Origin of the sequence: Microcoleus sp. AT8-A3 (assembly GCF_036705675.1) — a bacterium.
Classification (GTDB): domain Bacteria; phylum Cyanobacteriota; class Cyanobacteriia; order Cyanobacteriales; family Microcoleaceae; genus Microcoleus.
Genome location: NZ_JAUBVD010000020.1, coordinates 1 through 21,231, shown reverse-complemented (window position 1 = coordinate 21,231; position 21,231 = coordinate 1). Strand labels below are relative to the sequence as shown.

Genomic DNA, 21,231 nt, shown 5'->3' with positions numbered 1-21,231 from the left:
CATCTTAAATGTAATATTGGTCTTGTGTGTGAGTCCCGGATGTTTTCGCGGCACCGTTTTTCAGGGGGATGGGAGCGATCGCACGCAGGCCTCAAACAGGAGGAGATGGGAGCGATCGCACGCAGGCCTCAAACGGGCGATTGAACGGGTTATCAATCGCTGACTACCGTAACTTCACAGATAGTAGAAATAGATTCCGGTTCAGGTAAAATACGCACGCGGGCGAATTTTAAACCGCTGACTCCTTGCAGTGATTCTACCATGCCGGTCTGAACTTTTGGCTCGACCCAACCTTCGCGAGACAAGTAGCGCAAGTATTGTTGGTACTCTTCCCATTCGTCTTCGGTTGAATAAACTACCGTTAACATTCCTGGCTGAGTAATTCGCTCTTGTGCGTCTTTGTCAACGGCTTTCTCGATCCGCTTTTTGACAAGTTCGTAGCGGATGTCGCGAGTGCCTTTGACATCAAACATTTTTTCGGTGTTTTCGTTGTGAAAAATGTCGATCGTGGTATTCTGCACTAAGACTAAATGTGCGAGTTCCATGTTGATTTGAGACTCGGCTTGCAGGCGAAAAACTGTGCGACCGCAATCGCAAATAGCTCGCAGTTGTTCGTACCGTAAACTGTGTAGGTGAAACTGGCTGAATGTGGGGTCGATCGATTTTCCTGCATAAATCATGTGATCGATGCCGTCGGTGCATTCGATATCGCAGTAGTGGGGCAAAATTTGCTGCATTTTTTCTTGCCAGCGAGCCCAGGTTTCTTGAAGTTTGGTGCTGATTAGGTTCAACATTTGGTCGTAGCGGTTGCGATCGCTGTAAACGCAGTTGTGCTCATTTTCACAGGCTGCTTGGTAAGCTTTAACTGCTGCCTGAACCTTGGGCCCGCACTGCACAAAATAGTCAAAATATACTTCTAAACGCTCGTTTAAATATTCGGCTGCTCGCACCTCCATATCGACTGTTACTTTTTGTTTTAAATGCTGGATGTAGTCGAGCAAGTCGAGTCGCAGTTGCTCGCCGAGGTGGGTAGTTTGTGTTTCGCAAACAGCATCAGCTATGACTAAACCTAAGCGAAATTGTTCGAGCAAATCAGTTTGAATGGCTCGGTTTCTTTCGTCGCTAGAACCGCGAATGTCCGAAATTCCGTATAGCGGATGAACATCAGCAAATACGATTGTTTCGGGAGGTAGTCCCCAACTTCGCCTTTCTGCTTCTTGGGCGAACCGCCACTCGACTGCGGGATGGATGTTGTGAATGTGGGTAAACCGCTCCTGTATGGCTTGCCGCAGGGCTGCAATGAAGGCGGGAATGAGTTCTTGGGCGTGTTGAGCGTCAATGCCGTTGAAGTGATTTGGCCGATCGCACAACAGCCCCACAACTCCCAAAATCCGCTGCCCGCACCCCTCGCGGGTGACGGATTTGACTACGAGGGGCACCAGCAGCATCGATCGAGTTCCCATTCTCCGCAAAGTTCGATCGCACTCGGTTTCGCACTCCCTACGCAAGTCTGGCACATTCCAAACTTGATTTGCTGCTGTGGCCTTCAAAAAGTGAGAAGCTTCTAGGGAGTGCATTGAATAAAGAATCGGCTGCAAATGTTGGCCGTCTTTTGCAACTAATAGCTGTACCTGTTCGCCGTCGGGGCGCAGCAGCAAAGTGCCGTCAGCATGGAAGAGGGATCGCAAACACCGATCGATTCTCTCAAATTTCTCTGGCCGCAGCATCGAATCTTGATCGATCAATAACTGAGTCAGCCGCCGAATTTGCTCCTGCACGGTGACATCAAAACCTTCTAGCAACAGCAAGCCTTCTACGCGATAATTATCCAACTGCAATCGATCGGCTAAATTCTCCAGTTGATTCGGCTGCATCAGCCAAGCTTCCCGTTCCGCTACAGGCATTAATCTTAAAGAAATATCCGCAAATTCATCTATTTTTGAGTCAATTCGAGTAATTTTCAACTGTTCCGAACCCAGCCAAAATTCTATAAATCTAGGTTCTCTGTGTTTGGGATTTTTTACACTCGCCATGACAGGTTCTTCTAGCACCCGTAAACCGTCGATGTCAATTTGATAATATTGCTTAAATACCCAGTGCAAAAGGTGGCGGCGGTACAATTGTTCTGCTGTTTTGCCGTCCCCATCCTCGAATAGTTGCAGCAGAGTGATGTCGGTTTCTGCAAACAAACCGTTGGTAGATTGAGTTGCCAAGGACGTTTCCTCCCAACCTGCCAAGCGACAAAATGCCGCGTTAGCGTAACGCAGGGCAAAAGTTCCCGGTTGCATTACTGCGATTAAAACGCGGCGATCGCCGAGAAATTGAAACAATCGCTGTAAATCTTGTTTCCACGTTTTCAAGGGTTCAATTTCTGAAGATTGACTGGGTACTTGGCCCGCCAAAGCTTCGAGTAGCTGTTCTATACTTGGTTCGCTGGGCAGATTGTTACTGTCTGGCTTTGTTGGGACGATATCTGTCGCTGGCAGTGATTTTACGGAGTTGTTGTTTTGATGGGAAGACGATTTAGGAGTAGACATGAGTAAAACACCTGAAAGCAGTGGATTTTGCCAAAAAATGTCAGCGATCGGCGATTATGGCTTTGTAAAGAGCTTATATCCTGTTTGTAAAGTTTGTGTATGGATATCGGAAACTGGGTTTTTTCTCGGAGGATGGGCCCAGGGACTTTTACTTTTATTCACAAACAACCTCTCAGTCTCGACGTTATAGGTGATATTAACGTGTTTACTGCCTGGGGGGTAACACCCATTATAAGCGGTAGACAGTAGCGGATAGTGTCAATCGATTTTAGATTTTCTATTTTAGATTAAAGAATTGACCCTAGGGATAAATGCGGGGGCTCTTCTGATTTTCGATTTTCGATTAAAGAATTGATTCCACCGATAAATCACGTGGCGGGTACCACATGAAGAAATTCGTGGTCAGCAACTAATGCTATTTGACTAAAAGGCGAGATATATAGCAGGTTTGGGTTGAATGAAGCACAGCCCTGGTAATTGGGAATTGGGAATTGGTAACTGATACGATCGCGTAACCGAAGTATTGATAATTGTAATTGACTATAGCTCAACAGGTTGCTTGTCATTAATTGAGAAACTAAAAATTGCAGCCCAAATCCAAATTCTTGCTATTTGGCAATAGAATAATTAAAATGTATAATACAGCTAAGAGGATTTTTGAAAGGACATAGTTATGGCTTTAACGGTTAACAATCTTATTGGCGATGTGACGGGATTTCCTGTATTTGCTGGGGGCGGGCCACGTCTTTTGGCATTCGCTACACCCGATGAGATTAACGTAGGGAATGGAAATTTGGCGTCTTTTCCCTGGGGAGTTTGGGGACTCGATGGCAACGATACTATAGGAGGTTCGTCGGATTCTAACGAACGGCTGTTAGGAAATAACGGCAATGATATTATCGGTGGTGGTGGCGGAAATGACATAATTTACGGCGGGAAAGAGGACGATCGCCTGGATGGAAATGATGGCAACGACGTAGTTAGGGGCGACGCCGGAAATGACCTGATCTTCGGAGGGTTCGGGAACGATATCCTGCGGGGAGGGCAAGGAGACGACGATTTAGAGGGCAATGAGGGCGACGATTTCTTAGCAGGCGATCGGGGAGTTGACGTGCTCACGGGAGGCCTCGGTGGTGACATATTCGTCCTCAGAAGCAACGATGAAGCATTTGGTATAGATGGAGCAGATGTCATTACCGATTTCAACTTCGACGAGGGCGATCGCATCGGTTTGACGGACGGTTTAACAGAACTAGACCTTTTCTTTGAAAACGACAATTTGATTGCTTACGATAACGACGGAATCATCAACGACATGGTGATTGAAAACATATTTACCGGACAGATTGTGGGGATAGTTTTAAACACGGACAACTTTGAACTTATCGGTGCATTTGAACAGGCAAGTCCGTTTGCTTTGGCAGTTAACGGTTCTCAATTCCAGTTTTTGGCTTAGTTATTTGTAGGGAATTAGACTGGCAAAATCCCCCATAACCCCCCTTAACAAGGGGGGAACAAGAGCGCTCGAAGTCCCCAATTTCTCCCTTTATATATTATTATGCTAATCTAAAAGTAGAAACTAAAAATCGGGGAAAGTATATATGACCATTGCCACTCACCCCAAATTAACTGCACTCCCGGAACAGCGGTTGATTTTGCCGCTATCAATGACTTGGGAACAGTTCAAAGCTCTGGATTCCTTGCTAGAGTACACTCGCAGTGTTCGCTTGTCTTACCTCGACGGATATGTGGAAATTATGACACTTTCGCCGGAACATGAAACCATTAAATGCCTGCTGGCAGGAATGTTAATGATCTTTTTCTTAGAAAAAGATATTAGTTTTACACCGACAGGGAGTGCTACACTCCAAGGGGAAACAAAAGGCAGCAGCAAGGAACCAGATTTATCTTACTACTTTGGCGAAGACCGGCGGCAACGAGAAACACCCGATTTGGCGATCGAAGTTGTTTTTACTAGCGGAACTATCAACAAGCTGGAATACTACCGCAGATTTAACGTAGGGGAAGTTTGGTTTTGGGAAGACGGAGTATTTTCGATTTACCAACTGCACTCGGAGGGTTACGATTGCGTTTCTCGGAGTATGCTGTTGCCGGATTTGGATCTAGAATTGCTGGGGAGATGCCTGCAAATGTCGGAAGAAAAAGAAGCTTTGAAAGTGTTTCGGGACGCAGTGCGAGGCTGCTAATTATTTGGGAAGTAGAGGGGCGATCGCGCTTTTTGACAAATTGGGGTGTAAGGGCGATCGCACTTTTGTAGTAACTAGGATATCAGCAGCTAGGGTTTGGGCTGAATCTCTGGTAATTTAAAACTTAATTGGTAATATGGATAAAATCAAGGAGTTTCAGTTTTGATTCTGTTGCTTATTAGCGTGTAGTTATTCTGATAAGCAGCCAGCTTTTCTTTAGCTTTAGCTTCGACAAATGTACCTTGAGGAATAGAACTTAACAAGTTGATCGCCTGCTGCAATTTTGATTGAGCATTCTGCCAGACTTCTTTAGGATGAGGTGGATTATTAACCATGACGGCAGCTTCCCATGCTAGTTTTTGGGCGGATTCTAAATTAGTGGCTGCTTTCTGTTCAGTAACAATTCTATTAGTAATCGCCTGATAGTTAGTTCGATAAACACTTAGCTTTTCTTGAGCTTGAGTTGCAACAGGCGAATTGTCGGGAATTGCCTCTAACAATTTGATTGATTCCTGCCACTTCCCTTGTACTTGCTGCCAATTTTCTAGTGGATGAGGTGGATTTTGAGTCATAACGGCAGCTTCCATTGCTAGTTTTTGAGCGGCTGCTAAATTTGTTGCTGTTGGGTCTGGCTGAGGAGCCGGTGTTAAGGTGGGTGAAGGTTCAGAATTTGGTTTTTGCTCCCCAACATTTAGAGGAATTTCCGAATTTGGTATTGTCTGCTGACTCGGTGAAATTTGAAAGGTAGTTTTCCAGCCGATAAAACCCACAACTCCTAGAGTCAGTGTGGATAGTATCAGTATCCAGCCACTTCTACCCCCGCGTCTTTGCTCTGAAAACATGGTACTGTCAATAGTATTTAGAGATTCTCCTGTCTGTGTGGCTCTTTCGCTTTGCTTACGACTAGGTTTTTTTTGTTCCTTGCGACGGCGTTCTTTTTCTAGGTGTTTAAGAGATTGTTCAGCCTGTCCTCTTAACCTATTAGCCCGGTCAATTAAAGCATTAGCTTTTTCTTTTAAAGATACACATTCATTCAAGATAATTCCTAATGTTGTAGTTTGATCCTCATAAGATATAATAAGCCCATGCTCTTCATCAAACCATTCTATCGCAAACACTGATTCCCCAAAGTAAGATATAAAAGCTTTTATGCGCTCAATTGGCTCGACATTACGTTCAAGATTGTGTAGGATACTATCCAGTTTGGGCAGAACCTGTTTTAGCTGTTCTTGAGCTACCTTTATTTGCTGAACTTGTTCCCTTAAAGTTTGCTCTTCATCAAAGTCTATGTGAATTCTTAAATTTTCATCAATTTGCCTTACTTCTTCTGGAATACTTAGAGATTTCCTTTCCCATTCTAGCTTGATCAATAATTGTGAATCATTTAAAATATTTTCTGCTATATTCTTTAAACCATCGCCCCACTCAATTAAGTTTTCAACATTTTCTATTAAGTCAGCAAGAGACGTTTCCTTATCTGGGTCGCCCAATTTTTCAGCAAGTAAGCCACTCCCTGCCGATACAAGTGCATCTACTAAAAATCCACCAGGTATGAACCAGCCCGCAACTGCGCCTAACAAAGGTATCGCTCCCAAAAATCCTTTATTGAATCTCTCATTATTTAATACTTCTTCAAGTTCCTTGCCAATAGTATTTAGTCGCTTTATAAGATTATCGATCTTCCCAATTTCACGTCTGATTTCACTAGGATTGCCAATAGTAAGTTTCATTTCCTCGGCAATTTCTGGCAGTTGGTTTAGAAGGTTTTCAATGTCAGCCATGATTTACTCTCCTTTAGAGTGGAGGAATCCCCACTCTAGTTTATCAATAATCGTTTAACAGCTAGCTAATTAAAACTTCCACTCGTGGTTGGGATCGGCGAGAGCAGCCTGCACAGAAGATAAATTAGCCAGTTCTTTAAACGGGCTAGACTTAGCAAGCTCTGTAATCGAATCTAATGCTAATCCCAGTTGCTCATTATTACCAGATGCTATTGCTCGATCGACCACATCGAAAAGTTGATTAAAATTTTGCGATCGTTCATCAAAAGAGCGATCGAGGTACTCCATTAATAAGTCACGTTGAGCTTTAATCTTGGCGAGGCTTTCCTTTTCCCAAGCTTTGATTTCACGGCGCTTTGTCCGCTCTTGTTCAGCGATTTGCTTGTACTCAAGGTAATGTGCAATAACTTGCTGAAAGGCATCAGCACCGCTAACAAACGCTGCTATTTTGCTCATTGTTAATTTCCTCACATATTACGGTATTTTGCTTGAATATTCGCCACGGCAGAATTCAGATTTCCTTGGCTATCTAACACAGGGGTTTTCATAATTTCTACAAGGCCTTTCACCAGTAGGGCTACCTGTTGAAACTTAGCAGCATCTTGAACTCGATCAAAGGGTTTTGATTCAAGTTCGTTGAGAAGTAGAGCAACGCGGCTATCTAACTCAGACACCAATTTGCCTAATTCTTTGACTCGCCGTTCGACTTGTCGGATGAAATCTCTAGCCTCTTCAATTTTGGCAACTTCAACGTTAACCTGAGCTTCGTATTCACGTGCTTTCGTTAAAGCTTCCTCACCTTTACCTGCAATTTGGAAACCGCCAACAGCTAAAGCAGGGCCAAGTGCAATACCTCCGAGTACAGCCCCACCTAGTGCCATGCTGCCACCGCCTAACCACGCCGCCACACCAGACATACCGAGTTGAGAAACAGCTACATTGGTACTAAACAAGCCAAAAAATTGAGGAACTGCAACTGTCCCAAAAGTTTGGGCCACGCCTACTGCTGTAGCACCAGCCGCCGCGCCTGCCCCTGCGGATGAAGTCACACCTTGGAATACTTCCTGACCTTCCAGCGCGACAGTTTTGTATTCTTTTAGCTGCTGAATTGATATGCCTTCTAGTCCCGCTAAAAATTTCATATCACTTTGGGAAGCTTTCTGGCCAATGCGTTCGATGAAAGCCACAAACCGCCCAATAGTACGATGCCTTACACGAATTTGCAGTTGACCGTAAACTTCTGCTAATCTGTTGGCTGCTTCCCAGTCTACTTTTAGATCGCTGACTGCTTTCTCGTGTCGATGTTGGGATCGTTCTCCTATTTCCTTGGCTTGATTGATGTTACCAAAGCCTTCAGTACCTTTCACAGCGCCATACGCAGCAGTAGCTAAAACAGCAGCGCCCATAATAAACGGAATTACAAAAATCATAAACTACTCCTTTTCTTCCCAGTAAATCAATCACCCAAAGACACGTTTAGCTCCCAGTTTTTATCCTCCATCTCTTGATATGAATATGTCAAATCGCCTCGCCTACCGATCTGAATTGTGTAAAACTCTGCTTTTCTTATACCATTCACTTCGATAGAAAATTGGCAGTGGTTATCAGATATTATTTTACCTATGCCTAACTCTCCAGTCGCAATGGTTTCTCCTTTATGATCTTTTACTAGCACCTGCCTACCACTTTTAATATCCCCGTAACCTCCTTTTCCATTACAAAACTGACCCACTCCACCGAAGAAGTCATCCTTGAGTGTTAGTGAGCCTTTAATATTGTGATTGAAGCCTAAAAAAGGTATTCCTTTAAAGGTTAGAGTTGCTAAGACAATAACTCCTACTACAATCAAACGTTTTTGACGATCTGGATTTTCATTAATATAATTTTGACCGATGTCTAACAATTCTTTAAATTTTCGTTCTCTAAGCAGCTCAATAATCGGAGTCAATAGATCAGTCAAATTTGCAAATTTATCTGTTGATAATTTTTTTGAATCTGAACTAACCTCTGCCTTTAGCTCAAACTCTCGATTCCAAGCCGGAAAATCCTCACCCGCCTGCTGCCCGTAAACCTTCACAGAAGCGATCGCCCCCGCCTTCAAATTCATCAACTCCCTGCGGACAATCCTGATAGAAGCCTCCTCATCAGGAACCCGATCGCCCTCCAGCATCACCTGCAAACAACCATCTTGCAAACTCGCAGTCGCACTAATCCCCTTATTCTGTAACGGAAAATTTAACAGAGATGCGATCGCCTCCACATCCCCAAGCTTAGCCCGTTCCTTCAAACTAAGCTGATTTGACTCCGTATTTTCACTAGAAATTGCCCGCCCCTCTGTAACATCCGTAACAGGCAACTTTTGCCCCGCCACTTCAAACTCTTGACTCCACGCCGGCACCTTCGCACCTGTCTGTCGCCCGTAAACCTTGACTTTCTCAATCGATGCAGCCCCCAAACCAGCGATCGACTTACTCACCCACACGGCCAAGACTTGCTGACTAGGCGCTTCAGCCGATTCCAGCATCACCTGTAAACAACCATCCTTAAGGGAAGCTGCGGCGGTGATGCCCTTGGCTTGTAGCTGGCGGTTCAGCAGAAGCGCGATCGCCTTTGCATCTCCCTGTTTCGCGAGTTCCAAAATATTCGGTTGTGTCATAACAGGTAGATACAACTAGCGCTGAGCCTAACATTTTCTGCTTTAAGTATAAATTATTTCCTAATTGCCCAAAATTTTCAAGCCATATAAAGTCATATTTAGTAGTTTTTTCCATCCCAAGGAGGTCATAAAAAGTCATATTTAGTTGGTTGCTACTAAAAAAGTCATATTTAGTTGGGTTATAATCTGGTCAACCCCTTGCATATACGTGACCGATGGACGTTGAAGAAGCCTTAAAATTTACAGACCATCTAGCTTTAACTACTACAGGAAAACACTTAGATAGTCTGCAAAAAGCTATACTGCGCGGCGCTTGGGACAATCAGAAATATAAAGAAATTGCACAGCATCACAACCGTTCAGAGAAATATGTTAAAGAAGTTGGCTTTAAATTGTGGAAGCTTATGTCAGTTGCATTAGGTGAGGAACAAGTATGTAAAGCAAACTTTAGAGCTAAATTGGAAAATTTACAAGCTTCTAATATTGTCTCACTTGTCGGGAATGGCTGCATCCATATTGGCAACATCTCTGCTGAAAGTTTGCACTCCCCAGAAGCCTCACAATCTGAACCGCAAGACCAGGATAAATTTAACGAAAAAATAAGCAATTCCGAACCTATACAGCAATTAGACTTATCCGACGCACCCGAAATCTCGACATTTTTCGATCGCACATCCGAACTTTCCACCCTAGAAAACTGGATTTTAAGCCGCACCCGCCTCATCACCATCCTCGGCTTATCCGGTATTGGCAAAACCGCCCTTACCCTCCAACTAATCCCGCAAATTCAACACGAATTCGACTGCATCATCTGGCGAAGCCTCCGCAACGCGCCACCCCTCCAAACACTCGAAACCGACTTAATTCAATTCTGTAGGGGCGGTGCCCCCGTGCCCGCCCCCGAAGAAAGGGCAACCACGGGGGGATTGCCCCTACAATATTTACGATCGCACCGCTGTCTCATCATTCTCGATGACGTGCAAACAATCTTCAGCAGCCAACAACTAGCAGGAAACTACCAACCTGGCTATGAAAACTACGGCGCATTCTTCAAACAAATAGCAGAATCATGCCACAACAGTTGCCTAATTTTGATTAGTTGGGAAAAACCCAGAGAAATTGCTGCCTTAGAAAGCAACCCAAAAAATTGTCAAACATTGCAACTCAATGGTTTAGGCGAACCAGCGCGAGAAATATTTATAGAAAAAGGTTTACTTGAATCAGAAAAATGGTCAGAATTGATTGAACTTTACAACGGAAATCCATTGTGGTTGAATACAGCAGCCGCTGCAATTCAAGACTTATTTAACGGCAATATTTCTGAATTTTTATCCTATGATAGCCTAGTTTTAGGAGACTTAGAATATTTATTTCACCAACATTTTCAGCGCTTGTCAGACTCCGAAAAACAAGTAATGTCCTGGTTGGCAAATCAAAACAAACCAGTCGAAATTTCCAAAAAACCAGCCCTTCTGGAATTGTCCCCTTCAGAATTCCTCAAAGCCGTCGAATCCTTGAGACGGAGGTTATTAATCGAAAAAGTCCAAAAGGGCGATCGCACCCTCTTCACAGTCCAACCAGTAATCGCAGAATACATAAAAACCAACATTTTGTACCAATGTTAATAAACCTGTAGGGGCGGGTTCACCAACAATATTTGAAACAAACAAACAGGTAAAATAAACCCGCCCCCACCCACGCATAGGGCCGGGGCGGGTTTATAAATACCCTGGATGTGAATTAGAAATACTGGTGAACCCGCCCCTACAGCAACTATATCTATTTAACCGGACACGATATAACTTGAAAACATCTCAACCCATAGCGCATCAATCCGCGTTCATCAGCGGTTAAAAAATAAAAACATCAAACTACAAACTACGCATGAGGCCAGAAACCGGCTTTTTTACCGAATCAGTAGGCTGCAACGCGTCTTTTCATAAAAAACCCGGTTTCTTTAGTCGGAGTGCGATCGCGAACTGTTTCAGCAAAACTTGCATCCAAACAGCCCCATTTAGCCTAAAATTAAAAAGACTGACTAGCCAACAATGCCCTATGTTTGAAGCCCTTGCCGATCGACTCGAATCCACCTGGAAAAAACTGCGCGGACAAAATAAAATCTCCGAGTCCAACATCCAAGACGCGCTCAAAGAAGTCCGCCGCGCCCTCCTGGAAGCCGATGTCAACCTCCAAGTCGTCAAAAACTTCATCTCAGAGGTAGCGGCAAAAGCACAAGGCGCAGAAGTCGTTTCAGGCGTCCGTCCCGACCAACAATTCATCAAAATCGTCCACGACGAACTCGTGCGCGTCATGGGGGAAACCAACGTACCCCTAGCCACCGCCGAATCCGGGCCCACAGTTATCCTGATGGCTGGTTTGCAAGGAACCGGGAAAACCACAGCTACCGCCAAACTAGCACTCCACCTCCGCAAGCAAAATCGTACCGCACTGCTAGTCGCAACCGACATTTATCGACCAGCCGCGATCGACCAATTGCTGACCCTTGGCAAACAAATAGACGTACCAGTATTTGAATTAGGCAAAGACATTGACCCCGTAGAAATTGCCCGCCAAGGCATCGAACACGGCAAACAAATTGGCATTGATACCATCATCGTCGATACCGCAGGTCGCCTGCAAATCGACCAAGACATGATGGCAGAATTGGGCCGCATCAAACAAACAGTACAACCCCACGAAACACTGTTAGTTGTTGATGCCATGACCGGCCAAGAAGCAGCAAATTTAACCCGCACCTTTCACGAACAAATCGGCATTACCGGCGCAATCTTAACCAAATTAGACGGCGACAGCCGCGGCGGTGCAGCCTTATCCGTGCGGCAAATATCCGGCGCGCCGATTAAATTTGTCGGCGTCGGCGAAAAAGTGGAAGCCTTGCAACCATTTTATCCCGATCGCATGGCATCGAGAATACTAGGCATGGGCGATGTCTTGACGCTAGTAGAAAGGGCGCAAGAAGAATTCGACATCGCCGATGCCGAAAAAATGCAAGAGAAAATGCTCACGGCAAAGTTTGACTTTACCGACTTTCTCAAACAAACCAGACTGTTAAAAAATATGGGTTCCCTCGGCGGCATCATGAAAATGATTCCGGGGATGAACAAACTCTCAGACGAACAAATGCGGCAGGGAGAAGTGCAGCTAAAACGCACCGAAGCCATGATTAATTCCATGACAGTTGAAGAACGCCGCAATCCCGAACTTTTAGCAAGTTCTCCATCCCGCCGCCGCCGCATCGGCAAAGGCGCAGGCTACGCAGAAAACGACGTAACAAAGCTCGTCAGCGATTTCCAGAAAATGCGTACAATGATGCAGCAAATGAGTCAAGGCAACTTTACAGGAATGGGAGGATTGCCGGGAATGCCGGGAATGCCGGGAATGGGCGGCCCCGGAGGAATGCAGCCCGGTTCCCGTGGCTATATGGGTGCCCAGCAGAAGAAGAAAAAGAAAAAAGATAAGCCTAAAAAAGGTTTCGGACAGTTGTAAAAAGCATCTGATATATTGCAAAATTGTCAACAATTTAGGGGCGGGCTCACCAACCATCTTTGAAACAAATCAAACAATCTGATAAACCCGCCCTCCCCCGCACGATGTCAACAATGTAGGGGCGGGTTCACCAACCATCTTTGAAACAAATCAAACAATCTGATAAACCCGCCCTCCCCCGCCAGAATTTACATCCATATTTTAGCCAACAAATTCACGGTACATTTGTAATTTGGGTGGGCGGTACCTTGGTATTTTTGGTTGGGTAGGGGCGGGTTTACTATATTGATTGATGTTTGTCAGACATGGTTGGTGAACCCGCCCCTACAGAATTTATGTCTATTAGTTTTAGGTTTTTTGTGACCGATTTCTACCTAAAAAAGCGAACAATTGAATATGGTACAAACAATTACTCAACCAGAAACTATATCTATAGAATTGCCAAATGCGATCGCCCTTTTTGTCACAGGCGAACAATTCGATATCCTAGCATTGGCAAATCCCGACTTGAGATTAGAAAGAACCGCAGAAGGAGAATTAATAGTGAATCCACCCACCGGAGGCGAATCAGGCAGCCGCAACCTCAGTATCAGTACGCAAGTAGGCAACTGGTGTGAAGCAAACGAAGATTTAGGAGAAGGCTTTGACTCTTCTACCGGATTCATCCTTCCTAACGGTGCTCGCCTTTCTCCCCACGCTTCCTGGGTGAGTCGAACTCGCTGGGAAGCACTAACTGCACAAGAACGCAAAGGCTTTGTTCCGCTGTGCCCCGACTTTGTAGTAGAATTGCGTGAAGCGAAGCTATCCCGTAGGGAATCGGCCTCGGATTCTCTCTCAACCCTCCAAGAGAAGATGCGCGAATATATGGAAAATGGAGCGAGATTGGGCTGGTTAATTGACCCGCAAAACCAGCGGGTAGAGATTTACCGACAGCAGGCAGAAGTAGAAATATCGATCCAGCCGAGTTGTCTGGCGAAGATGTATTGCCGGGATTTGTATTGAATTTGAGGCGAGTGTGGCGATAAACAGCATTCATACAGCGTTCATGCGTCCATCTGCCAACATCTGCGGTTGCAATCCCATCTACTCTCCCAAAGTTCCCTGATACTCATCCGGTACAAATTCCGTAACCACTTGGCCGCCACCACCGTCGCCTTTAACAATCACAGTTTGATTTTTCAACTCTCCCGCCGCCCTCGGCCCAGTCAAATTAAACACCGGATTTAGCTGCCGATAAACCACATTTCCTTCTGCATCAAAAGTCTGATTAGTTAAATACCACGTTACGCGATCGGTATTTAATTGAGATTGACGTTTTTCCCCAATTCCTACCACATTTCCCGTCAAATAAAAAACTTTTTTCTCTAAATCTCCCCGCCCCGTATCCCCAGTCATCGTCACCTTTTCCACGCGGTGAAAAACCTTCACAGGCCCAGGCGATATCACAGATTGCGCCGGAAAATTCCAACTCATCAAACTGCTTTCTATTTGCAGCGGCGGATCAGAAGGCATCAACTGAGCGTTTTTTGTCAGCGTCGCAATCTTGGTTTTTAAGTCTACATCTACTTGGTCGGCAAAACCGCTGTCTGTTACTATTTTATCTTTGTATCTGTCAATTTGAGTAGGTTTGGTGCTGTTTACCTTTTGTTGATCCATAAACCACACTAAGTGCTCGGTTCGCAATTGCAAAACCGGATCTTTAACATTCGCCACCACAGAGCCGAATAACTCCATCCTCTTAGCCCTAGTGAAAACCCGCGCTTCCTTCGCTGAAGCCGTCACCTGTTTGTTCTCTCCCGTCAAATTGTTGCGGACAACTAAAACATCCTCCTTTGGCCGCCACTCCAACTCATTTCCCCGCAATACCACTCCATTTTTAAGGTCAGTAGCGACTATGTTACCTTTGAGAAAAACTTGATTTCCTTCCTGAAATACCTGGCCAGTTTCTCCCTGAATATCGTAAATTTCTTTGCCATCTTGAAACAATTTGCCTACAGGTTTCTGAACGTTAACTATTTTTTTGTCTTTGCTGTAAACGGCATTTTGTGAGTTGACTTTCCAGAACGTCTCGCCCTTTTCGTTTGCTTGTTCTAGAGTTACTTTGTTTAAAGTTAAAGTGCTGTTTGACTGTTGAGCAGTTTGGAGATCCTCAGCTAATTTGTTCTTTTGAGTCTCTTGCGGAACTGCACAAGCACCAATCCCCAAAATCAGTGCTGCTAAAAATAGCAGCCTCAATTTTGGGGAGTTGAGATTGGGAATTTGGGATTGGAGATGAATCATTGGGAATAGGGAATTGATAATAGGTAATTGGGAATGGGAATGGGGAATTGGTAATTGATAATTGGGTCGTGAAAAACACTTAATCAAAAATTAAAAATGTGTCATGCTTTGTCTAAATTTTTAACTTCTAATTCTCAATGATTCAACCCATTAATCATCACCTATTAACCCTTACCAATTACCCATTACCAAATCCCTATCTGTCGTCGTGTTCCTCCATCAAGCTCAAACCAGACAAAGGGCGGTAAGCATAATTAGGGCGCGATGTTTTTTGGATGTCGTCCTTAATCATTTCCAAATCGATATAGCGATCGGCTACATTAATCAAACTGTCGCTCGTCATCGATCGCAAACTCACCACCTCTACCCGCACACCGCGATAGCTCACAGCGTCTACAGCATAAGCCAAGTCGCCGTCACCGCTCACCAAAACCGCCGTGTCGTAAGACCCGACTAAAGCCATCATATCCACAGCGATTTCTACATCCAAATTCGCCTTCTTAGAACCATCTGGCAACTGTACCAAATCCTTAGAAATCACCCGGTAGCCGTTGCGGCGCATCCACAGCAAAAACCCCTGCTGTTTCTCGTTAGTGCGATCGACACCCGTGTAGAAGAAAGAGCGCAGCAGCCGCGATCCCGCAGTTAAACGGCACAGCAGCTTAGTGTAATCAATCTCAATTCCTAACTGCAAAGCCGCGTAAAAAAGGTTAGAACCGTCAATAAAAATTGCCACTCTACCACGATTTTCTAGTACCTGTTCCGGCGTAAAAAGGTCGTTGCTTTCTATTCTATTCAACATGATTGTTATGCCTCAATTTTTATGAAAGATTGGTAAGGAAATAACTGCTAATTCGTAGTCTGTCATCACACCCAGAGCGCTGGCTGCCAACTATGAAGGTACTGTTTACAGCAGTTCGATCCGCTTAAAAACAGGTTGGGGTTCCCCCAGAGTTTGGTTTGCAGGCAAAGCGCCCCAGGCAGCATGAGCTGCAAAATTCGCTAAACTGTTAACTGTAACCCGATCGTTAAAGTCAATTGAAAAACCTAGCTGTTGATAGATAGCGTTGCTGATATTGGGAATAATGGGCGATAAAAGGTAAGATGCTAGTCTAACAGATTCCAGAACAGAATATAGCACTTGTTCAACACTTTCGATCTGTCCCTGCTTGTACAAACTCCAAGGTGCTTGCACGTCAATAAACTTGTTCCCGGCTCGCACTAATGCAAGCACGGCTTCGCAAGCCTTGCTAAAAGCCAACTCTTCGTAAAAACCCGCTACTCGATCGCCCAAATCCAGGCTCATAGCCTTGAGAAGGTTATCGCCCTCAATGTTTTCTCCCAACACATTTGGTACGCAGGCACCGCAATATTTGCGAGCCATGTTTAGGGTACGATTAAGCAAATTCCCCAAATCATTTGCTAGCTCAGCATTCAATATATTGATAAACCGAGTTTCGTTAAAATCGCCGTCCTCTCCGAACTCAATTTCTTTAAGGAAATAGTAACGTACTGCGTCAGCGCCGTATTTGTTGACCAATTCGACAGGGTTTAAAGTATTACCCTCCGTTTTCCCCATTTTTTTGCCGTCTTTGGTCAAAAACCCGTGTGCGAAAACGCGACCCGGCACCAGTAGATTCGCTGACATCAGCATTGCCGGCCAGTAAACTGCGTGGAAGCGAAGAATATCTTTGCCGATCAAGTGCAAGTCAACCGGCCACCATTTAGATAAAGCATTCTCCAAAATCGGGTCGCTGTCCGGATCTAGCAAGGCGGTGACGTATCCCAGCAAAGCGTCAAACCACACGTAGATGCTGTGACTGGGGTCAACTGGCATTGGCAGACCCCATGCGAGATTCACTCTAGAAATGGAAAAGTCTTGCAGTCCAGAGTTGACGAAACTGAGCACTTCGTTGCGTCGGCTTTCCGGCGCGATGAAGTCGGGACGTTCTGCGTACAATGCCAGCAGTTGGTCTTGATACCGTGACAGACGGAAAAAGTAATTTTCCTCGTCGCGCCACTCAACTTCCTTGCTGGTGTGGACAGAGCACCGATTTCCCGGCAACAATTCCCGTTCATCCTTAAATTCTTCACAGGAGACGCAGTACCAGCCTTGTTGCTGGTTCAAGTAGATGTCGCCGGAGTTCCAGACGCGCTGGAAAAATTCTTTGACAATGTACTCGTGACGCCGCGAAGTTGTGCGAATGAACCGATCGTACTGGATATCGAGTTGCTCCCAAAGCGTCTCAAACGCCGGAACCACTGAATCGCAGTGAGCTTGGGGCGATCGTCCCAAACTCTCGGCTGTCCGCTGAATTTTCTGCCCGTGTTCATCCGTCCCCGTAACCAGCAAAACAGATTTTCCCCGCAGCCGCTCAAATCGCGCTAGGGCATCCGCAGCCATAGTCGTATAAGCGCTGCCAACGTGAGGTAAATCGTTTACATAATACAGAGGCGTTGTTATCGCAAAGGTATTCTTAGTTTTATCAGTCGATTTCATTGAATGCTAAAAGAAAATTCCCTAAATTTCGTTTCGATCTTAACTCAGCGGTTAAATTTTTTATGGAGTGGCAATCAAGCCAAATACACTGCAAGTTATTTGCAATTGTCTAACCCGGGCTATTCCCAAAAGAAATATTGCTTTCCTATCCACACTAATCTTTTTTAGTTGTTTTTGACCAACTCTCTAAAATGTCTTAATATTTTGACATTCTGCTGCCTTGGGAATCGACGCTCCCAGGGTGGACGCCTCATCTATTCATTGGTCATAGCCGCTATCCCTAGAGCGGTTTTAGCAGCCCACCCGGTTGGCAACAAAACTCGTCAGTTGGGCTGCTAAACCCGCCGTTCGACTAACACTCCGCGACCACTTTCTGTAAATGCCCGATCGCTCACCATCGCCATCTCTTTCTCCCGATCGCTGGAAAGTCGATCGCCCGCAACTCCTGCCACTTTCCGAGCCACTCATGGACACAGAAACCGGGTTGTTTACAAAACTCTCTTGTCAACTGCCAAGCTTTAGTTTCTTGCCCCAAAAAGAGTATAAAAGCCTAGTTTTTTTGTCACCAAACCCGGTTTTTAAAGGTTGTGAGTACATCCACAGACAATAAAACCCCAAGCCAATTAAGCTTGGGGCTATCAAATTAGGGTGCATCTAACAAAGGATTATCCGATCGCCCTCGATCCCCATCAGGAAAACCAACTCGATTTCCGCCAATAGCTTCTGACAAATAATCCGCCGCAGCTTCCACAACCGCGATCGCATTTTCGTAAACCATCCGCGTCGGCCCCAAAACCCCAACACTACCCACCGGCACCGATCCCCGGCGGTAAGTCGAAGAAATCAGAGTACAGCCACGAATCGGTTCTAAAGAATTTTCCGAACCAATACGCACCGTTACCCGCTTCCCTGGCGTGTCTAACTCCGGCGATTCAAAAATCAAAGGCCAAAGCAGTTCCTGCTCTTGTTCGAGCAATTGCACCAGGGTTTGAACTTGCTGCAACTGCGAAAACTCAGGCAAGCGCAGCGCTTCTGCTAAACCGCCGATCAGAATCCGCGTGTAGGTTGGATTGCTTTGGCGGCTGCTCAAAGCAGTCAGCATAGTTCCCATCCACTCAGCGTACAGCTCAAAGTCCCGGCCTAACTCGCTCCAGTCTACAGCCGAGAGTTCCGAGAGCGATCGTCCCCGCAACTTGCTGTTCAAAAAATTCGACAAAATCTGCAACTGGCGATCGACAATTTCGGCATCAGGCGTGTTACCTTCTGCATCCCTCGGCAACTGCACCAAAACCGACTGAGTTTCGTAGGCATCCGTCACCACTATCAGCATCACCTTTCCCGGCTCTAGCTGCACCAGTTGCAAGTGGCGCAAGCAAGCCATATTGGTTTGCGGTATGGTGATCATGGCTATGTAACCGCTGATAGTTGCCAGGATTTGAGCAGCGCCGCGGAGTGCCGCGTCCATGCGACCGTCCGACCAATTGAGTTGGTCTAGTACCTGTTCCACCTTGCGGGCCAGCGTATCAGACGGCTGAATCAACTGGTCTACATAAATTCGGTAGCCGGAGTCAGAGGGGACTCGTCCTGCCGAAGTGTGGGGCTGATAAAGCAGTCCAGCTTTTTCAAGAGTCCCCATCGCATTGCGAATTGTAGCTGGGCTGACGCTGAGGTTGAATTCGTCAGCCAAAGCTTTTGAGCCAACGGGTTCCGCTGTTGCTATGTAGTGGCGAACCGTTGCCCAAAGGATGTGTTGTTGCCGATCGGTGAGGTTAACGCGCACAGATATTTAAGCAGAATTAGAATTTAGAGTTGAAAGTCGCTATATTAATCGAAACGTCTGTACCAAAATGGCGATCGGGCAGACTTACCTCTTTAAACATAACAGATTTTAGGTTAAGGAAGAAGTCAGTTGTTATTGGTTATTGGTTATTGGTTATTGGTTATTTGTAAGTTTTAACGCCCCATGCCCCATGCCCCATGCCCCATGCCCCATGCCATCTAATCATGTTCTTTCAGAATATTTTGCAGGTAACTAGCCACTGCATCCGGCTGTTCCACCATTGCCAAATGGCCACAATCGGGAAGCTGAAGGACATTCTCGCCGCAACCTTGGAACATCCAGTGAAAGCTAGCCAAATGCAGCACGTATTTTGGTTCCATAATTTTGTCTTTAGTGCCAGCAATAAAATAAACAGGCTGCTTGAGTTGGGACACAATTTGTGGCAAGAGGTGAATCTGGGCTTCTGTGGTGGAGTCCAACAAAGCCCCCAAAGCTGCATCTGGATGAGCTCCCACGAAATCTATTAAGCGCTGCCGTCCCCAGGATCTGCCGATCGAGCGGGCTACAGAATCGCGGGCAAACACGTAATCTGCTAACGGCAACCGAGGCAGCCAGCCGGGACGCATTGTCACTAGCTGCTTGCCTACCGCTCGAAACCGCTCGAATTCTTCCTTAAGATAGATGCCGCCCCCTGCATTGATGCAGACCACGCCTTTAACGCGATCGGAGAATTTGCTGGCTCCCCAAAGGGCGATCGTACCGCCCAGAGAGTGTCCCACCAGCCAAGCAGAAGATATATCGAGTTTTTCGAGTAAAATTTCCAAATCGCCAGCGTAAGCTGCCGGAGTGTAGCAGGAATTTAGCGGTTCGGAATGCCCATGATGAAGGCCACCGTCGGATTGAGAATCGCCAAACCCCCGCAAATCGTAGGTAAGGCACTGATAGTTTGATGCCAAGCGATCGGTCAAAGGTTGCCAGTAGTGGCGGCTTAACAGCCAGCCGTGGACAAATACCAGAACCGGGGAAGTTGAAGTCGGAGCCGTCAAATCGTAAGCGTGCCGAACCCCTAGGATGTCGATTGTTGCCATACTTTTATCCTACCCGCTCCATAAGACCGATGTAAACCTATGTATAGCCTTTCTCAGAAAGAGAGAGTACGCCGAAATCCTGTGTTCTCAAGCTTTTTCAGTTCAATTGTTTACCTCATCTACCCAACAAGCGCTATAAGTTAAGTCAAAAATACTCAACTTTATCGATTTACCGCTTACTTCCTGGTGCAACGCGCGGTCGCTGACGCTACTTTTGTCCACTGCACGGGCAATCTTGGCATAGCTTGCCCTTTTATGCGATCGGCCGAGAATAAATATTCCTTCAAACCAGCGTTCTATGTTTTTTGCAGTATTCAAATTTCTCTCTGCTGTATGAGCGCAATTGCGACATAAATCAGCGCGATTTTTTTAAAGGTATTTTGCGGCAATAATTTTCCCAAAGTTAGCCGATTTGAAAGTTGTTAACCCTCGGCATTACATTGTCAAATTATATATTTTTTTGTAGGTAACTTACCAAATAAATTCGTACTTCCTACCTTCAACTATTCAATCAACTAAATTTTTAGAATACAACAATTTATTTAATCTCTTAATTCTCTAGCCAGCGTTACCTATCCATATTTTTGGGCGAGGTGATACATAATTTTATGGAGCGCATTTTTGCGGATATTTGCGACTTTTGCCTGTAGTCCCGCGATCTTATTTAAGTAAATAGGCGCTGTAAAACTTAAAAATATTGACAACATCGTTTCGGCGTGTCCCATGTTTATGAGAACCGCTATCTACACTCGTTTGTACGAAAAATGTTGCCGAGCTTTTTATCCTATCTCACTGGAAAACTTCTGCAAACTAATGTCTATAGCAATCCTAAATGATTCGTGTAATTCTTGTAGGGGCTCTCCCCACGCCCGGTTGCCCCGATGCAGGCTGGGGT

At 45.5% G+C, this 21,231-nt stretch carries 16 protein-coding genes and 1 pseudogene; 5 read left to right on the top strand and 12 right to left on the bottom strand.

Annotated elements, in window-relative coordinates; translation table 11 throughout:
- Positions 1 to 152: 152 nt before the first annotated feature.
- Entirely contained in the window at positions 153 to 2,537 is a 2,385-nt protein-coding gene (locus QUB51_RS14035) for a GAF domain-containing protein (protein ID WP_333053307.1), read from the bottom strand.
- A gap of 673 nt (positions 2,538 to 3,210) precedes the next feature.
- Between QUB51_RS14035 and QUB51_RS14030 the strand changes: the two genes are divergently transcribed.
- A complete protein-coding gene (locus QUB51_RS14030) occupies positions 3,211 to 3,993 on the top strand; it encodes a calcium-binding protein (RefSeq protein WP_333053306.1) in 783 nt (260 codons plus the stop codon).
- Positions 3,994 to 4,138: 145 nt separating this feature from the next.
- Positions 4,139 to 4,744 (top strand): Uma2 family endonuclease, encoded by a 606-nt coding sequence (locus QUB51_RS14025; RefSeq protein ID WP_333208353.1) that lies wholly within the window; start codon positions 4,139 to 4,141, stop codon positions 4,742 to 4,744.
- 146 nt (positions 4,745 to 4,890) lie between these two features.
- Here QUB51_RS14025 and QUB51_RS14020 read toward each other — a convergent pair whose 3' ends face one another.
- The 4 genes from QUB51_RS14020 to QUB51_RS14005 all read right to left on the bottom strand — a co-directional run bounded on the left by QUB51_RS14020 (position 4,891) and on the right by QUB51_RS14005 (position 9,181).
- Positions 4,891 to 6,525 carry a hypothetical protein gene (locus QUB51_RS14020; protein WP_333208352.1) on the bottom strand — a complete coding sequence of 545 codons (1,635 nt, stop codon included), beginning with the start codon at positions 6,523 to 6,525 and terminating at the stop codon, positions 4,891 to 4,893.
- A 69-nt stretch (positions 6,526 to 6,594) separates the two neighbouring features.
- A complete protein-coding gene (locus tag QUB51_RS14015; RefSeq protein ID WP_333208351.1) occupies positions 6,595 to 6,981 on the bottom strand; it encodes a hypothetical protein in 387 nt (128 codons plus the stop codon).
- An 11-nt stretch (positions 6,982 to 6,992) separates the two neighbouring features.
- Complete coding sequence (locus QUB51_RS14010) at positions 6,993 to 7,955, bottom strand: hypothetical protein (protein ID WP_333208350.1); 963 nt, start codon at positions 7,953 to 7,955, stop codon at positions 6,993 to 6,995.
- A gap of 26 nt (positions 7,956 to 7,981) precedes the next feature.
- A complete protein-coding gene (locus QUB51_RS14005; RefSeq protein WP_333208349.1) occupies positions 7,982 to 9,181 on the bottom strand; it encodes a hypothetical protein in 1,200 nt (399 codons plus the stop codon).
- Positions 9,182 to 9,396: 215 nt separating this feature from the next.
- Here QUB51_RS14005 and QUB51_RS14000 point away from each other — a divergent pair, with 215 nt between their 5' ends.
- The 3 genes and pseudogenes from QUB51_RS14000 (at position 9,397) to QUB51_RS13990 (ending at position 13,713) form a co-directional block, all read left to right on the top strand.
- Positions 9,397 to 10,806 (top strand): NB-ARC domain-containing protein, encoded by a 1,410-nt coding sequence (locus QUB51_RS14000; protein ID WP_333232405.1) that lies wholly within the window; start codon positions 9,397 to 9,399, stop codon positions 10,804 to 10,806.
- Positions 10,807 to 11,236: 430 nt separating this feature from the next.
- On the top strand, positions 11,237 to 12,688 hold the full coding sequence (gene ffh, locus QUB51_RS13995; RefSeq protein WP_333208345.1) for a signal recognition particle protein: 1,452 nt from the start codon (positions 11,237 to 11,239) through the stop codon (positions 12,686 to 12,688).
- 396 nt (positions 12,689 to 13,084) lie between these two features.
- Positions 13,085 to 13,713, top strand: a pseudogene (locus QUB51_RS13990) (Uma2 family endonuclease).
- Positions 13,714 to 13,771: 58 nt separating this feature from the next.
- Here the strand turns inward: QUB51_RS13990 and lptC are convergent.
- From lptC to QUB51_RS13955, 7 genes are all read right to left on the bottom strand, one after another.
- The gene (lptC, locus tag QUB51_RS13985) at positions 13,772 to 14,968 is read right to left on the bottom strand and encodes an LPS export ABC transporter periplasmic protein LptC (protein WP_333053299.1); all 1,197 of its coding nucleotides are present in this window, start codon (positions 14,966 to 14,968) and stop codon (positions 13,772 to 13,774) included.
- A gap of 196 nt (positions 14,969 to 15,164) precedes the next feature.
- Entirely contained in the window at positions 15,165 to 15,770 is a 606-nt protein-coding gene (locus QUB51_RS13980; protein WP_006631885.1) for a LabA-like NYN domain-containing protein, read from the bottom strand.
- 105 nt (positions 15,771 to 15,875) lie between these two features.
- Positions 15,876 to 17,468 (bottom strand): methionine--tRNA ligase, encoded by a 1,593-nt coding sequence (gene metG, locus QUB51_RS13975; RefSeq protein WP_333236178.1) that lies wholly within the window; start codon positions 17,466 to 17,468, stop codon positions 15,876 to 15,878.
- A gap of 291 nt (positions 17,469 to 17,759) precedes the next feature.
- Positions 17,760 to 17,936, bottom strand: a complete 177-nt coding sequence (locus QUB51_RS13970; protein WP_333053296.1) for a hypothetical protein — start codon at positions 17,934 to 17,936, stop codon at positions 17,760 to 17,762.
- Between the two features lie 175 nt (positions 17,937 to 18,111).
- Entirely contained in the window at positions 18,112 to 19,254 is a 1,143-nt protein-coding gene (gene hrcA, locus QUB51_RS13965; protein ID WP_445243000.1) for a heat-inducible transcriptional repressor HrcA, read from the bottom strand.
- 212 nt (positions 19,255 to 19,466) lie between these two features.
- Positions 19,467 to 20,336 carry an alpha/beta hydrolase gene (locus QUB51_RS13960; RefSeq protein ID WP_333053294.1) on the bottom strand — a complete coding sequence of 290 codons (870 nt, stop codon included), beginning with the start codon at positions 20,334 to 20,336 and terminating at the stop codon, positions 19,467 to 19,469.
- 102 nt (positions 20,337 to 20,438) lie between these two features.
- Positions 20,439 to 20,654: a hypothetical protein gene (locus QUB51_RS13955; protein WP_333053293.1), complete on the bottom strand. Its 216-nt coding sequence runs from the start codon at positions 20,652 to 20,654 to the stop codon at positions 20,439 to 20,441.
- Positions 20,655 to 21,231 lie beyond the last annotated feature (577 nt).

Bases quoted from the DNA above. Each gene is read 5' to 3' on its own strand.
- QUB51_RS14020 (WP_333208352.1), bottom strand. From the start codon at position 6,525: ATGGCTGACATTGAAAACCTTCTAAACCAACTGCCAGAAATTGCCGAG.
- QUB51_RS14015 (WP_333208351.1), bottom strand. From the start codon at position 6,981: ATGAGCAAAATAGCAGCGTTTGTTAGCGGTGCTGATGCCTTTCAGCAA.
- QUB51_RS14035 (WP_333053307.1), bottom strand. From the start codon at position 2,537: ATGTCTACTCCTAAATCGTCTTCCCATCAAAACAACAACTCCGTAAAA.
- QUB51_RS13960 (WP_333053294.1), bottom strand. From the start codon at position 20,336: ATGGCAACAATCGACATCCTAGGGGTTCGGCACGCTTACGATTTGACG.
- lptC (WP_333053299.1), bottom strand. From the start codon at position 14,968: ATGATTCATCTCCAATCCCAAATTCCCAATCTCAACTCCCCAAAATTG.
- QUB51_RS14010 (WP_333208350.1), bottom strand. From the start codon at position 7,955: ATGATTTTTGTAATTCCGTTTATTATGGGCGCTGCTGTTTTAGCTACT.
- QUB51_RS13970 (WP_333053296.1), bottom strand. From the start codon at position 17,936: ATGAGTGGCTCGGAAAGTGGCAGGAGTTGCGGGCGATCGACTTTCCAG.
- QUB51_RS14030 (WP_333053306.1), top strand. From the start codon at position 3,211: ATGGCTTTAACGGTTAACAATCTTATTGGCGATGTGACGGGATTTCCT.
- metG (WP_333236178.1), bottom strand. From the start codon at position 17,468: ATGAAATCGACTGATAAAACTAAGAATACCTTTGCGATAACAACGCCT.
- QUB51_RS13980 (WP_006631885.1), bottom strand. From the start codon at position 15,770: ATGTTGAATAGAATAGAAAGCAACGACCTTTTTACGCCGGAACAGGTA.
- QUB51_RS14025 (WP_333208353.1), top strand. From the start codon at position 4,139: ATGACCATTGCCACTCACCCCAAATTAACTGCACTCCCGGAACAGCGG.
- QUB51_RS14005 (WP_333208349.1), bottom strand. From the start codon at position 9,181: ATGACACAACCGAATATTTTGGAACTCGCGAAACAGGGAGATGCAAAG.
- ffh (WP_333208345.1), top strand. From the start codon at position 11,237: ATGTTTGAAGCCCTTGCCGATCGACTCGAATCCACCTGGAAAAAACTG.
- QUB51_RS14000 (WP_333232405.1), top strand. From the start codon at position 9,397: ATGGACGTTGAAGAAGCCTTAAAATTTACAGACCATCTAGCTTTAACT.